The sequence below is a fragment of the Clostridioides sp. LIBA-7602 genome (assembly GCF_056688945.1).
Genome location: NZ_CP196991.1, coordinates 687,141 through 701,373, shown reverse-complemented (window position 1 = coordinate 701,373; position 14,233 = coordinate 687,141). Strand labels below are relative to the sequence as shown.

Sequence of the window (14,233 nt, the reverse complement as noted above, 5' to 3'; positions counted from 1 at the left end):
GAATTCATTATCTCTTATCTTAACATTCTTGTCAAGATTCTTAGGAGTTTAGACATAAGAATTCGCATGTTGTCTAGTATATTTTATCCTATAGAATATATTATAACTTTCATTTCTAAAAATTATATTATACATAAAAAAGAAACCACATTCTAGTTTTATACAGAACATAGTTTCTCTAAAAATAATCAAATTTGGATTTGAAATAACCAAAAACAAAACTTTACATGTTTTTAATCTTCCAATTTTTATAGTAGATAATTTAGTTAATTAACTCTTAAATGTTTATCTTCTTTAACAAATTTTCTTCTTATTAAGAAATATGCAACTATTACAACAAGTTCTATAGCTAAAAACATGCCATAAGTGGCTATAGAATCTATGCTCTCTATGCCATTTCTAAAGAAAATTAAAGCCACTCCTGCTGCTAGAATACCTACAGCATTTTTTCTTACAGCATTTTGACCAAATCCATAAAAAGAAGGTAAATTTCCCTTTATCTCAATGAATGTCAAAATTAATCCAATAGCTATAAACAATACTCCTACAACTTCCATAATCATACTAGGCATTTTACATCCTCCTTATTAGAAAATTAACTACTACTATAAAAATATTCATTATTTTTATAATTATATTATATATGTGACTAGATAATTTTGGAAGTATATTTAAAATTAAATTTATATTTTATTTTATCCAATTTCTTGTAGCAAAACTTCTCTAATTGTCATATGAATCTTAATACAGATTTTCAACTTTATAAAACCGTTCATTTTCTAATGTACAAGCAACCTGCAAAATTTAAATACTATTCTCCTTCAACAAACTCAAATAGCTCTTCCACAGTTGTATTAAATATCTTAGCAATATCCATTGCCAATTTTAAAGAAGGATTATAACGACCATTTTCTAAATGTACGATAGTTTCACGTCTTACCCCTACTGACTTTGCAAGTTCGCCTTGTGTCATAAGATGCTTTTCTCTATAGTATTTAATTTTTGTCTTTAACGATACTGACACCTAATTGTATATCCCCTTTCTATCAAAATATATAAATAAAAATAACTTTAACAAAGATTGAATAAACAAAATAACTAATAAAAACATCCCTAAATTTAAATTCGATACATTTATATCCAGTGTTGCAAGGGATACAGAGATTATAACCATAGAATAAAACAATACTTTTATCGCAATCCCATTAACTCTTGATAGTATGTATTTAGATGCTTCATCGACCAAATCATCATTCTTTTGGTCATAAATCCATTGACATACTACAGCTACTACCCAAATAATTATAGGAATATACTCAATATTACTTCCTTTAAAAAAATACTTGTTTACCAACGTTGCTCCAAGACAATAGGCAACTGCTATTGTTTCTGAAATAAGTGTTGATTTAATACCAATTTGTTGTTTAGACATATAAAATCACCCCTTAAAAAAGTTATATATTTATAACACCTCTTGTTATAAATATATAACTTTTTGGAATAAATTTCAATATAAATATCATTTTGCAACAAATTCTTTTATTAATTTGACATTAGATAGGGAAACTTTAGATGTTACTCCTTGAAGAGTCAAGTCTTCTATACTCACTTCATTTAATTTTGAGCATAATTCCAAGTCAAATATTCTTTGCCAACTTGCCTCCTTTTCAATCTGTTCATCTTCATAAAGCTCTACAGCAATATCCATTAAAGGTAAATGCCATAAATCAAAATCAGATAACAATACATTATCTTTGCTTATTTCAATTTCGAGTAAAACACCTCTCGTACCTTTTTCTAAGTATGCACTACATCTTAAATCAGGTCTATTCAACCAAACCCATATCATACTATCATCAAATTTAGGTATTCTATTTATCATTTGAGTATACATCCATTTATATGGAATATCAAAACCTTCTAATATAAGAGAATAATTATTTAATAGATATTTATTATTTTTATTGTTATTCCAAAACTCTAAAGTCTGTATAGTATAAAACTTCATATATAATACAACTCCTTTTCAATATTGTTATACTATTTGATTATACATACTTTTTAAAAATATAAATATATCTAATTCTTTTTTAATTGTATGAATGTAGTCAAAAGTACGATGTTTACCAATTCCCGAACTTCTGCTAACAGCTGACTTGATAACCATCATACCAGCATTTCATATAATACTATTTGTAAATTGATATCCAAATATATATCTACAGATTTTCAACTACAATATATGTTATTCTCCAAACTCATGATAGTTATTTTCTTTTCGTTTAGCTTTTGAAATATATACAACCTCTTCATAAAACCTAATAGTATTTGAATTAATATTAAATATCCTTGCTAATTCAATGGGTTTGTATTTTTTCAATTTTAACCTCATAAGAATCTTTATTTAATTTATAGATATTTTTTATACTCATAAGTAACCTAAATGCTTTTGTTTTATTGATAAATACTTTTATAATCATAACTAACTTAAATATTTTTGTTTTATTTATATATCCTTTGATACTTATAACTAACTCAAATATTTTTGTTTTATTTATATATTCTTTGATACTTATAACTAACTCAAATATTTTTGTTTTATTTATACATTCTTTAGTACTTATAACTAGTTTTAAAATTTATTTCTGTTTTAAACCATTGCTGATAAATTACAAAATGTAAAAGCGAACAAATAGATTGTTCGCCTTTACATTTACTTTCTTAAATTTAATAATATCAACTATTTATTATCTCAATCTACATATATCTAGCCCAATAATAAATCACATATATCCAACTCATTAGACCGTGGAAAATAGCCCACGGGATAGACTTCCATGCAGTATAAGAAATAATCATTGCTAAACAAGAGCCAAAAGAAATTCCTTTTTTAACAGTCGACTTTATAGCATTATTATTTGATTCCATAACTATTCCTCCAAAACTCAAAATAAACAAATTATCATATAACTTATCTGAATTTAACACAATGTAATCGTTGCTAACTAAATTATATTCTTATTATACATAATTTATAAATTATAATTCCAATAACTATATAAATAAAATTAAATTTATATAATTATCTATTTATAAATACATTATACACTTATATACTTTGTTTTTGTAGAAATAAAAATGAGACAAGTACTTTGAGAGATTAAAGTAGCAATAGAAGCTCCTTGAAATCCAGTAATATTTTTTAAAAAAGGGTCAAGTACAGCATTCAATATTGTACATACTAGCATTGCAACTGCCTGAAACACAGTATTGCCAAAACTACGTAATACAACAGTAAAGATATAATGCAATATACCCAAGTAAATATATTGATAAATAGCTATATTCCAATGAATATGTTTCTGTTGGAGTATTTAATATTCTCAATAGAAATGGTAATGAAAATTCACTAATCACAGTAACTATTAATGCAAATATTACTGATGTCAATAATGAAGTGGAAATCAAGCTTTCTATTTTGTCGTTCTCTTTTGCACCAATAGCTTGAGAAATTAAAATTGAAATACCATTTGTAGCTCCCATAGCTATTGAAGTTAGAATTAAAATTATTGGCGTTTAAATTGTAAGTGTTGCCATAGCAGTCTCACCTAATAAATTCCCAATCCATATACTATCCACTAGATTATAAGCCATGTTCAAAAACATAGCTACTATCAGTTATAAAGACATCTTTACAAGGCATTTTTTTGTATCTCCTGATATAAAATCAGTTTTTGTACCCATATCACCCTTTCATGAATGAATATCATTCATTTATAAACCAAAAAAATATTCATTATTTAATTTATTATTTTTTTAATATCTACTCTATCTCTATACTTATCTTTATTTCCATTTTAATGACATCTACTCCACCTCTATACTTATCTTTATTTCTATTTTAATGACATCTACCCCACCTCTATACCTATCTTTATTTCCATTTTAATGACATCTACTCTATCTCAATAACATTAATACTTTTTATTTTTAGCTGTTACAATATATGATGTATGATTTACATTCTTCCACACAATATCATTAAAATCTACAGATAACAATTCGCTTATTTCTTTTTCTGAGTACATTTTTACATCTCCATCTTTACTGTACTTCATAAAGACATTCATTATATCTCTAAGTAAAAATGGTTGCCAACAATCACAAATTATTAAAACCCCTTTTGGTTTCAATACTCTGCTTAGTTCTGATAATACTCTATCTGGTCTAGGATAATGATGAAAAGAATCATTACAGTACACAACATCAAAAAAATCATTTTCAAATGGAAGGTACTCAGAATCTCCTAAAATTAAAGTAGCACTTTCTTTTAATTTATCTCTTGCTACTTTCAACATGTTTTCAGAAATATCAATTCCATATGCCTTCTTTTTACAATCTTTTTTTAAAATCGCTTGTAGTACAGCTCCTGTTCCACACCCTAAATCTAAAATAGTGTCATATGAAATTTTTGAAAGCTCTTCAAGTAATGTTGGATAAAGATTTCTCGCATGTTGTCCCTTTATATCTTTGTCATAAGTATTTGCTTGATTATTAAATGCTTGTTTTGATTTTGTTTTTATATCTTTCATGTTCAAACCCCCTTATTCTTGCTCATAGTATAGCACATGACTTTTTTTATGTCAATGAATGATATTCATTCATTGTTTTGCTTTACTTTATTTTTGTCTATATTTTATGTTTATCTATATTTTATGTTTATCTTCATTATATTTTAGGTCATTATGACCTTTTTATTTTTTAAAAGTCAATTTGACCCTAATAATTTTCTATTTATTTTATCTATTATAATTATTTCTTATTTGTCTTGTCTATTATAATCTTTTTATTTATCTTATCTATTATAATTATTTCTTATTTATCTTATCTATTATAATTTTTTTATTTATCTCATCCATAATCTAAATCTTCACTGACTTAAATCTTCACCAATAAAACAAAGTATTATGATAAATACTCACATCTATCACAATACTTTATTTTGCTATCTATTTAAAACTAATATACCAATATACAAAATAGTCACTAACCTTATACATATTAAATTAAACTCAATAAACTTATACCATAACATCATTATATCTATCTAAAGATACTGTCTTATCTGAAAATAGTATGATAAATACAGCATATCAAAAGGTCAATTTGACCTTTTTTGTTTTTTCTCTAGTTTTTCTTTCTATCATCAATCTTCTCCTCGTTTTATGTAGACCCTTATTCTAACAAACTTATATAATCCTTATACAATACATATATAGTTTATTTTAACCATAATATTTGATACTGCTTATCTTTAAAATATAAACGCTATTATATCTATCTAAAATCAACCTTAGAAAAATTTTATTTGAGTATATGATTCAGACCTCTTGTAAGCTTTTATAATATCTTTCATATTCGTCAAAATACCATAACGTCTACATTCTTCATTTAATAACTTTTCACAATAATCTTTATTTGGAATATTACATACATAGTTCAGACCATATATTTTTTGATACTTAAGTGCTAATTCTGGAGATATATTTTTTAAATGCTTATAAAAAAACTCTCTCTGACCACTACGCATTGTCACTCCATACATACAATAAATAAATTTTGCATTAGCCTTATATGCTTTCTCCACAATCGCTCGTATTTCATCTTTATTATCAGTCAAAAATGGTAACATCGGAGTCAATAATATACCACAAAAAATTCCGGCATCATTAAGTTCCTTTACTGCTTCAAATCGTACAGAACTTGGATTTACGTTGGGTTCTATTTTTTTTGATAACTCATCATTTGCCGTGGTTATAGTTACCTTTACAATAGCAGAATTATTTGTTTTGATTTTCTGTAAAATAGGTATATCCCTAACTACTAAGCTACTTTTGGTATCAATAGAAACACCAAAATAATTTTCTGCAATTAGATTCAATGCTTGTTTAGTAATACAAAGCTCCTTTTCAAAAGGATTATATGTATCAGACATGGAACCAATACCTACTACCCCTTTTTTCCTTTTTGAACGCAATTCTTTACTTAAAATTTCTATCACATTTTCCTTATATCTAACTTGGTCAAAATTTTCTATGTTGTATATTGTACTACGACTATCACAGTATATACATCCATGAGAACAACCACGATAGAGATTCATATTATAATCAATTCCAAACCATCTTGTATTTTCAAATTTAACTTTTTGTAAAATTTGTTTTGCTGGTATACTCTCAATCATTCTCTTATACCTGATTCCTTTATATAATTTTTTAATATAAAAACCATAGTAGTTTTCAGATTATCTTTTATAAGTTATTAAACATACACTAATAATTTCCTGCTAATTTTTTGTAGTAGTTACTGTCTTTTTACTCAATTAAAATTATACATCTAGTTTAAAATCCAACGTACCTTGTTCTACACCATTAACAATAAGTATAACTGAATGTATACCTGGGTAATGTCTCCTTACACTTACATTTGCAAATGAATGTTTTCTTCTGTATAACTTCTTCTCATTTTCTTTTAATGAAACTTCTGATATTTTAAATATCTTTCTATTCCTTTTACCATTGGATTTCACATAATCAATTCCATATTCGAGCCTTGTTTTTGTAGCTTTCTTTGCTAAAATAGTAAATGAAAAAATTAAATCCTCTCCAATAGAAAGAACTGGTGTGTCTAATGCAAAGTCCTGAATATCTATTGAAGTAGTATCATCGTATCCAAAAAGAGCTAATACATCACGATTACCTTTTTTTAATAGAGTTCTACAACCATGTTTTAAAATCCAGTTAGTGTATTCATTTTTTCCATACCAATCCTGTGCAAGATTGATAACTAAATCTGGATGTGTTTTGGATATATCGTTTATATTATTAGCAACACTTTTTCGTACATATAGCGATGTATCAGTCTTGAGTTGTTCCAATATAGGAAGAATAGGTGTAGGGTCTTTTTTAAAACTGGTTAGTGCTTGTCCCCAAGGCAACTGAGGACGGCAACCTTCACTTGCAAGTCTTCTGATATGTTCATTTTCATGCTTAGACCATTTATACATCTGTTCCATCATACGTCTTTCATCCTTGATGATAAATACTCTTACAGCAAATTCCGAAGACCAGTATTCAGTATTTCTTTCTAGTACACTTATAGACAAATCCCAATCTGCGTCGTCCTGCCCATAGACCTCAACAAAATCTGGAAGGAAAAAAGCAAAAGAAAATCTTCTGACGGATTTTTCAAGAATAGAAATAGCCTCTTTATAGTTTGATGGTAAATACTTACCCAAATTCATACTTATTTTTCTACATCTAGATTTTAACTCTAAATTATCCCATGTTTCATCTATTGTCGATTTTATAAACTCGTCCACTTGAAATGGATTATAAACCGATTGGATAGCCAATGCAACCTCATGAAGTGACTTGTGATTAAACTTATTTTTTAGTAAGTCTGGCATATAACTATTCCTCCTTCTATGTTTGATTTATTAATCATATACCACAGGACAAGACACCAGTGTGTCATATTACTAAATCTTCATCATAAAATATAAATAATCCTCACTATTGTTATATAAATAATATTTCATTATCTTTTATGCTAATTTTTATTCAATAAATTAAGTCCGATTTTCTAATTATTGTCCATATTTTATTTAGAATAACTTTTGTCCTATGATTAAACCAGTTTCTCTAATTAGTTTACATACTTTCTTTTATACTAGATTTTATTCAATAAATTAAATCCTACTCTCTAATTATTGTCCATATTTTATTTAGAATAACTTTTGTCCTATGATTAAACCAGTTTCTCTAATTAGTTTACATACTTTTTTTATGCTAGATTTTATTCAATAAATTAAATCCTACTCTCTAATTATTGTCCATATTTTATTTAGAATAACTTTTGTCCTATGATTAAACCAGTTTCTCTAATTAGTTTACATACTTTCTTTTATACTAGATTTTATTCAATAAATTAAATCCTACTCTCTAATTATTGTCCATATTTTATTTAGAATAACTTTTGTCCTATGATTAAACCAGTTTCTCTAATTAGTTTACATACTTTTTTTTATGCTAGATTTTATTCAATAAACTAAATCCTACTCTCTAATTATTGTCCATACTCTCTTTTAGAGAATCTATCCACGTTTCTAACGCCTGAGCTAGTACTAACTGTTGGTCCAATACTGCTTTTGCTATATCTGGTACATTCGTCTTTATACTTATGTTTTCCTCAATAGTTTTCTTTAGCTCTTGTATATTTTCCTCAATGTTTTTAATACATAATTTCTGTTTTTCTGGTGTAAGACTATTTAAATTTACTATGACAGCATTAAAATCTAAAAGCATATTTATTGGCTTAGAAGCTGTATCAAACATTAAATCTAAAAAATGTTTTTCACCTAATTCAGTTAATGAGTAAACTGCTTTCTCTGGCATTTTCCCCTTCTTGACAGATGTACTTTCAATATATCCCTTCTCTTCTAATTGAATTACTTTTTTATAAATTGATGGTGTACTTATTTTAACCCAACGTGATATTTTTCTATATTCTACCGCTTTTTGAATATCATAAGCACTCTGAGGCTCTTGCTTTACTATACCTAATACGATTAAATCTATTGTAGCCATAAAAATTCTCCTCTCATTTTCTTTCTATTGACAAATACTATAATTTATAGTACTATTTTTCATACTTACTATAATTTATAGTATTATAATTTAGAGTTGATGTCAATAGAAAAGGGGTGTTTAACATGAAAGAAAGCAACAAAAAAATTGAATTATTGGGGTCTGCCCCAATACCAAAAGCATTACTTGCTATGGGATTACCTACTATGATAGGTATGATGATAACTGCATTGTACAATTTAGTAGATGGATACTTTGTAGGCGGACTTGGAACGAGCCAAATGGGTGCTATATCTGTTGCATTTCCATTAGGTCAGCTTGTTGTGGGATTAGGGCTATTATTTGGAAATGGAGCTGCTTCATACATTGCAAGACTTTTAGGTCATGGTGATAATGAGAAAGCAGGAAAAGTAGCTAGTACATCTATTTACAGTAGTATTATAGTGGGTGCATTAGTCATTATCGTTATTATGATTTTTCTAAATCCCGTTTTAAAATTATTAGGAGCTACAAAAAGTATTATGCCTTATGCCATGGCTTATACTAGCATTTATATAGTATCCTCTATTTTTAATGTATTCAACGTCACTATGACTAATATTGTCACAAGTGAAGGAGCTGCTAAAATAAGTATGTGTGCGATGTTATCTGGTGCATTGCTTAATATGATTTTAGACCCGATATTCATTTATACTTTTGGTATGGGTGTAAAGGGGGCTGCCATTGCAACAGCTATCTCACAGATAATTTCAACACTTGTCTATATAAGATATATTTTCAGCAAGAAAAGTATGTTTAGTTTTAGAATTAGTGAATATTGTTTCTCAAAAGATGTTGTCTCAGAAATTTTAAAGATTGGTGTGCCTACTTTGATATTTCAATTATTAACTAGTCTTGCTATCACATTAACTAATATGGAAGCTGGAAAATATGGTGATTTTGCTATAGCTGGTATGGGTGCAGTGACACGAATAATGTCTCTGGGTAGTCTTATAGTATTTGGCTTTATAAAGGGATTCCAACCAATTGCTGGGTATAATTTTGGTTCAAAAAACTACGATAGATTGCATAGTGCAATAAAAACATCCATACTATGGACTACAATGTTTTGTGTGGTACTTGGTCTTGTGATGGTGTTCTTCCCAAAAGCTATAATCTCACAATTTACAAATGGTGATATGCTATTGATTGAATGTGGAAGTAAATCACTTAGGGCAAATGGACTTTCATTTATGCTATTTGGTTTTTATACAGTGTATTCTACATTATTCCTTGCACTAGGAAAAGCAAAGGAAGGTGGGTTTTTGGGTATGTGTAGACAGGGTGTATGTTTTATCCCTATAATTTTGATTTTTCCTGTATTTTATGGATTAAATGGTATTTTATATGCACAACCAATAGCTGATTTGGTAGCTGCAATAATTGCAGGTTTTATGTCAATAAAACTACATAAAGAACTTACACTTTTAAAAATAGATTCTATCTTTTAAAATATAAATAAATTTTAAAAGATATATTAACTGTTAAATCTATTGTATAGATTCTTCATATATATACTTTCATTCAATATCTATTATGTAGATTCTTCATATATATGCTTTCATTCAACATCTATTATGGAGATTCTTCATATATATGCTTTCATTCAATATCTATTATGTAGATTCCTCATATATATGCTTTCATTCAATATCTATTATGTAGATTCCTCATATATATACTTTCATTCAATATCTATTATGGAGATTCTTCATATATATGCTTTCATTCAACATCTATTGTATAGATTCTTCATATATATTTTTATTCAATAAGTAAAACTATTGTATATCTTTCATAAGCTCAAAGAATTATATGGTAAGTACACTATCATATAGTTCTTTCTGCTTACTAGATATACCTAAATTCATGTATTTCTTACTTCATATAATAACTGCAATCTATAATTATATTAATATATAAACCACTCACCTATTTATATAATTTACTCATTAATAGGCAAGAATATAGGTATTGTCATATTTTTTCCATACAAATCATACTATTAATATCCACTTAAACAATCATACTAATAAACTACTTGTTATTTTATCCATTCACTTGTATCATGGGATTATAAGATTTTAAGAAAGGAGCCATTACATGATTTCACAAAATGATATTGATATACTTACATACAGTTTGCCGTTTTGGGATAAACTCACTGATTTACAAAAAGAGTTATTGATTACTTCAGCAAACATCTCCCATTATAAAAAAGGAACTCCCATACATTGTGGTGATAGCGACTGTATTGGCGTTTTAATTATAAAGTCTGGAACAATACGTACATACATACTTTCAGATGAAGGTCGTGAGGTTACACTCTTCCGTCTTGATAATGGTGATGTATGTATTTTATCGGCTTCATGTATTTTAAAAACAATAACTTTTGATGTATATGTAGATGCAGAAACAGACTGCGATATTATACAGATTAGTTCATCTGTTTTTTCAAAATTATCTACTGAAAATATCCATGCAGAATTATTTTCACATAAATTAGCTACTGAACGTTTTTCTGATGTTATGTGGGCAATGCAACAAATTCTCTTTATGAGTTTTGATAAACGTTTGGCATCTTTTTTAATTGATGAAATAGTTAAGAACAACAGCAACACTATAAATCTAACTCATGAGCAAATTGCTAAGTATATGGGTAGTGCCAGAGAAGTTGTATCTAGAATGTTAAAGTATTTTGCTAGTGAAGGTATTGTGTCTTTATCTCGTGGCGGGATAAAAGTATTGGATAAGGATAAACTTCGTTCTTTGACATTATAAGCACAAGAGATTCTATCTTAGAATGTCTTGTGCTTATTTGATATTTACATTTAACTTTATACTATATTTTATTTATATTTAATTTTATACTTTCTCAATATTTGTATTTAACTTTATACTATATCTTCTCAATATTTGTATTTAACTTTATACTATATCTTCTCTATATTTAATTTTATACTTTCTCGATATTTGTATTTAACTTTATACTATATCTTCTCTATATTTAACCTTATACTACATTTTTTTGATATTTGTATTTAACTTTACTTTTATATAGTTTTATATTTTACTATTGTTCAAATATACTTCTATGTCAATAATACTAATATAAGTCACTTATCCCAATAACATTGAAAATACACATAGATTTACACAACTATATATACATATTATAAACCTCAAAAAATTCCTCAGATGTAATCGTGTCTAACCACTCTTTAGAAGGATATAGAAACTTATATTGATTGTTTTTAACAAGACTATAATCTACAGTATCATAAATACAAGATAATAAGGATGCAGACTTCACAAAAGAATTACAAAACTCTTTAGATAAAATTGCGTCCAATACTTCTATCATGGTTTTCTCATCTAAAGACTTATTTGCAGCAATGTAAGATGGTAACGCTATAGCTCCATCATCAGGATACGACATAAACAAATCTTTATCATTAGCACGTTTTGCATATATGCTAGGAGTTATAGCTAACCTATCAGAACCATTTTTTACATCATTAAATGATTGTATTGGCATATCTAATATAGTTGAATTAGATAAAAATCTTTCAACATACTCTTTTCCATACTTACTCCATATGGCTTTAACAATAGATTTTGCACCAGAATTGTTTATCCCACCAATGACAGTTTTTGTATTAGTATCAATTACAGTCTTTATAGAATCTGCTAAACCCTTATAGTTATTGTTATAAGAAAATACTAATGGTATAACTAAAAATGGAAGCAATCTCTCATCAAAATATATAGGTGATGATTTAATCTCACTTTTAATATTAAAATAATTTGACAATGGATATAATTCACTTGAAAACTTTGAATATATACTGTTATCTTCATATATTTCCAAATCTGTAGAAACTATAATATCAGGAATTACAGAGTCTGGCTTTTTCAGATACTCATTTAATTTATAAGGATAGCCTATACCAAAATACGTTACCTCTAGATTAATACCTTTTTCTTTTAAAGATACAATTAAGTTATCTAAATAGTTTTTCTCATATTTATGAAGTATACAAATGTTACTCCAATACAGTTTAACATTTCTCATAAAGAGTTTCTCCTTTTCTTAATTTATATTGACATTCTAGTTGAAATTCATATATATCTTTGAGTTTATCTAATATTTCTCTTTCTTCTTTAGTTTTATTGATTACCTTAAAGATTGAACCATTTTTCATTATTATCCTTTTTTCTCCAATCAATGCTGTATGTGGGTCATGTGTAACTATAAATATTAGCTTATCATTCTTCAATAAAATGTCTAAAGCAACATTTTTATTTATTCCAGCATTCTCTATTTCATCTATTAAAATAATAGGATTATTTGAAATAAGAGCAACATCTGCAATCATTAATGCACGAGTCTGTCCACCACTCAATGATGTAAGTTCCTGAGATAATGAAATAGGTTCTGCCGTTATTGAATTTGCTACATCCAACACTTCTTTTATTGAAACAGAAGTATTATTTTTACACTCTTTATGAATAACTAAAAACTCCTCAACCGTAGAATCAAGGACAAATCTCATATTTTGACTAAGATGAGAAATGAGCTTTGTAGAAAATTTATTGCGTTCTTCAATAGGGACTTCCATATTATCAATAACCACTTTTCTATTAGTTAAAGAATCTTTATTTACAAACTGCTCTATGTCTTTGATTAGCCTACTCTTACCAGAGCCTGTATTCCCCACAATAGAATAAATATGACCTCTGTAAAAAGTTAGAGATTCAAAGTCCTCTGTATCCCCAAACTTATTCTTTCCAGGATATATGGTTATACTTTTCATTAAAATTCACCCCTAAAATTCATTTTAGAAACTACCCCTTGTTGGAATTCATCACCAATCCTACACTCTCCAATGCAATAAGAACATACCCCACTTGGCATTGTGTGTCTTAATAAATGTTCGTCATTATTTGTAAGATTAGCATTTTTTATATAGTTTGAAATCAGCTCTACACCAAAACCAACTAACCCATCAATAAAAAATATATTCGAGTTAGGATTTATTTTTTTTATATTAAATGATATTATCTCTCTTTCTGCTTGTGATACCATATCTATTTTACTTAAGACTATAGCATCACTTTCACTCAACATAGGTCCTAGTTTTTGAGGAGTACTAAAACTAGATGTACAATCACAGACACATATATGTAGTGTTTTGTTGGTTGCAGGTGAACATCTATTGCAAAGTCCAGCAGTTTCTATTAGCAAAATATCACTATCTTTATTTTTAGCCCAAAGTATAAGTTCATTTATATTTGAAATAAGAAAATGGTCTGGACATATATCCTTACTAAGTCCAACAATATAAGGTATATTCAATTTTTTATATATTAAATCATCATCAGTGGCTAAGCAATCAATCTTGCAGATTGAAGGTTTAAGTCCAGTAGCTTTTAAATACGGAATTAAGTGCTTTATTAAAGCAGTCTTCCCTACAGAAGATGAACCAGAAATTAGTATTGTTTTCATGGTTTATATAAAATCTCCTTTCATATTTTGTTAAGAG

General features: G+C 27.4%; 16 protein-coding genes. 2 read left to right on the top strand and 14 right to left on the bottom strand.

The genetic code is table 11. The features are described from left to right. Positions 1-266: 266 nt before the first annotated feature. The 11 genes from ACTG45_RS03585 to ACTG45_RS03535 form a co-directional block, all read right to left on the bottom strand. A complete protein-coding gene (locus tag ACTG45_RS03585; protein WP_479918167.1) occupies positions 267-572 on the bottom strand; it encodes a hypothetical protein in 306 nt (101 codons plus the stop codon). A gap of 239 nt (positions 573-811) precedes the next feature. Next, the gene (locus ACTG45_RS03580) at positions 812-1,024 is read right to left on the bottom strand and encodes a helix-turn-helix transcriptional regulator (RefSeq protein ID WP_079746906.1); all 213 of its coding nucleotides are present in this window, start codon (positions 1,022-1,024) and stop codon (positions 812-814) included. Beyond that, on the bottom strand, positions 1,025-1,432 hold the full coding sequence (locus tag ACTG45_RS03575) for a DUF2178 domain-containing protein (RefSeq protein WP_021383304.1): 408 nt from the start codon (positions 1,430-1,432) through the stop codon (positions 1,025-1,027). An 87-nt stretch (positions 1,433-1,519) separates the two neighbouring features. Continuing rightward, entirely contained in the window at positions 1,520-2,008 is a 489-nt protein-coding gene (locus ACTG45_RS03570) for a DUF3841 domain-containing protein (protein ID WP_021383333.1), read from the bottom strand. 237 nt (positions 2,009-2,245) lie between these two features. Continuing rightward, positions 2,246-2,380 (bottom strand): MerR family transcriptional regulator, encoded by a 135-nt coding sequence (locus ACTG45_RS03565; protein ID WP_021383306.1) that lies wholly within the window; start codon positions 2,378-2,380, stop codon positions 2,246-2,248. 377 nt (positions 2,381-2,757) lie between these two features. After that, complete coding sequence (locus ACTG45_RS03560; RefSeq protein ID WP_021383326.1) at positions 2,758-2,928, bottom strand: hypothetical protein; 171 nt, start codon at positions 2,926-2,928, stop codon at positions 2,758-2,760. 351 nt (positions 2,929-3,279) lie between these two features. Beyond that, a complete protein-coding gene (locus tag ACTG45_RS03555) occupies positions 3,280-3,543 on the bottom strand; it encodes an MATE family efflux transporter (protein WP_479918164.1) in 264 nt (87 codons plus the stop codon). Positions 3,544-3,974: 431 nt separating this feature from the next. After that, entirely contained in the window at positions 3,975-4,592 is a 618-nt protein-coding gene (locus ACTG45_RS03550) for a class I SAM-dependent methyltransferase (protein ID WP_479918163.1), read from the bottom strand. A gap of 761 nt (positions 4,593-5,353) precedes the next feature. Next, entirely contained in the window at positions 5,354-6,244 is an 891-nt protein-coding gene (locus ACTG45_RS03545) for an SPL family radical SAM protein (RefSeq protein ID WP_479918162.1), read from the bottom strand. 144 nt (positions 6,245-6,388) lie between these two features. Then, entirely contained in the window at positions 6,389-7,468 is a 1,080-nt protein-coding gene (locus ACTG45_RS03540; protein WP_479918161.1) for a DNA alkylation repair protein, read from the bottom strand. 655 nt (positions 7,469-8,123) lie between these two features. Next, positions 8,124-8,648 (bottom strand): PadR family transcriptional regulator, encoded by a 525-nt coding sequence (locus ACTG45_RS03535; protein WP_021383300.1) that lies wholly within the window; start codon positions 8,646-8,648, stop codon positions 8,124-8,126. Between the two features lie 125 nt (positions 8,649-8,773). Between ACTG45_RS03535 and ACTG45_RS03530 the strand changes: the two genes are divergently transcribed. Next, positions 8,774-10,138, top strand: a complete 1,365-nt coding sequence (locus tag ACTG45_RS03530) for an MATE family efflux transporter (protein ID WP_479919833.1) — start codon at positions 8,774-8,776, stop codon at positions 10,136-10,138. Positions 10,139-10,871: 733 nt separating this feature from the next. Continuing rightward, on the top strand, positions 10,872-11,468 hold the full coding sequence (locus tag ACTG45_RS03525; RefSeq protein ID WP_479919832.1) for a Crp/Fnr family transcriptional regulator: 597 nt from the start codon (positions 10,872-10,874) through the stop codon (positions 11,466-11,468). 379 nt (positions 11,469-11,847) lie between these two features. Here ACTG45_RS03525 and ACTG45_RS03520 read toward each other — a convergent pair whose 3' ends face one another. From ACTG45_RS03520 to ACTG45_RS03510, 3 genes are read right to left on the bottom strand one after another with little or no spacing between them, the layout of a single operon-like run. Next, positions 11,848-12,762, bottom strand: a complete 915-nt coding sequence (locus ACTG45_RS03520) for a type 2 periplasmic-binding domain-containing protein (protein ID WP_479919831.1) — start codon at positions 12,760-12,762, stop codon at positions 11,848-11,850. Beyond that, positions 12,749-13,504, bottom strand: coding sequence for an ATP-binding cassette domain-containing protein (locus ACTG45_RS03515; protein WP_479919830.1), 756 nt, complete (start codon positions 13,502-13,504; stop codon positions 12,749-12,751). Before ACTG45_RS03515 ends, ACTG45_RS03520 begins: the two co-directional genes overlap by 14 nt. Then, entirely contained in the window at positions 13,504-14,196 is a 693-nt protein-coding gene (locus ACTG45_RS03510) for a GTP-binding protein (RefSeq protein ID WP_479919829.1), read from the bottom strand. Before ACTG45_RS03510 ends, ACTG45_RS03515 begins: the two co-directional genes overlap by 1 nt. Between the last annotated feature and the right edge of the window lie 37 nt (positions 14,197-14,233).

Excerpts from the sequence above, each read along its gene's own strand:
- ACTG45_RS03585 (WP_479918167.1), bottom strand. The coding sequence starts at position 572 with ATGCCTAGTATGATTATGGAAGTTGTAGGAGTATTGTTTATAGCTATT.
- ACTG45_RS03575 (WP_021383304.1), bottom strand. The coding sequence starts at position 1,432 with ATGTCTAAACAACAAATTGGTATTAAATCAACACTTATTTCAGAAACA.
- ACTG45_RS03570 (WP_021383333.1), bottom strand. The coding sequence starts at position 2,008 with ATGAAGTTTTATACTATACAGACTTTAGAGTTTTGGAATAACAATAAA.
- ACTG45_RS03560 (WP_021383326.1), bottom strand. The coding sequence starts at position 2,928 with ATGGAATCAAATAATAATGCTATAAAGTCGACTGTTAAAAAAGGAATT.
- ACTG45_RS03555 (WP_479918164.1), bottom strand. The coding sequence starts at position 3,543 with ATGGGAGCTACAAATGGTATTTCAATTTTAATTTCTCAAGCTATTGGT.
- ACTG45_RS03550 (WP_479918163.1), bottom strand. The coding sequence starts at position 4,592 with ATGAAAGATATAAAAACAAAATCAAAACAAGCATTTAATAATCAAGCA.
- ACTG45_RS03545 (WP_479918162.1), bottom strand. The coding sequence starts at position 6,244 with ATGATTGAGAGTATACCAGCAAAACAAATTTTACAAAAAGTTAAATTT.
- ACTG45_RS03540 (WP_479918161.1), bottom strand. The coding sequence starts at position 7,468 with ATGCCAGACTTACTAAAAAATAAGTTTAATCACAAGTCACTTCATGAG.
- ACTG45_RS03535 (WP_021383300.1), bottom strand. The coding sequence starts at position 8,648 with ATGGCTACAATAGATTTAATCGTATTAGGTATAGTAAAGCAAGAGCCT.
- ACTG45_RS03530 (WP_479919833.1), top strand. The coding sequence starts at position 8,774 with ATGAAAGAAAGCAACAAAAAAATTGAATTATTGGGGTCTGCCCCAATA.
- ACTG45_RS03520 (WP_479919831.1), bottom strand. The coding sequence starts at position 12,762 with ATGAGAAATGTTAAACTGTATTGGAGTAACATTTGTATACTTCATAAA.
- ACTG45_RS03515 (WP_479919830.1), bottom strand. The coding sequence starts at position 13,504 with ATGAAAAGTATAACCATATATCCTGGAAAGAATAAGTTTGGGGATACA.
- ACTG45_RS03510 (WP_479919829.1), bottom strand. The coding sequence starts at position 14,196 with ATGAAAACAATACTAATTTCTGGTTCATCTTCTGTAGGGAAGACTGCT.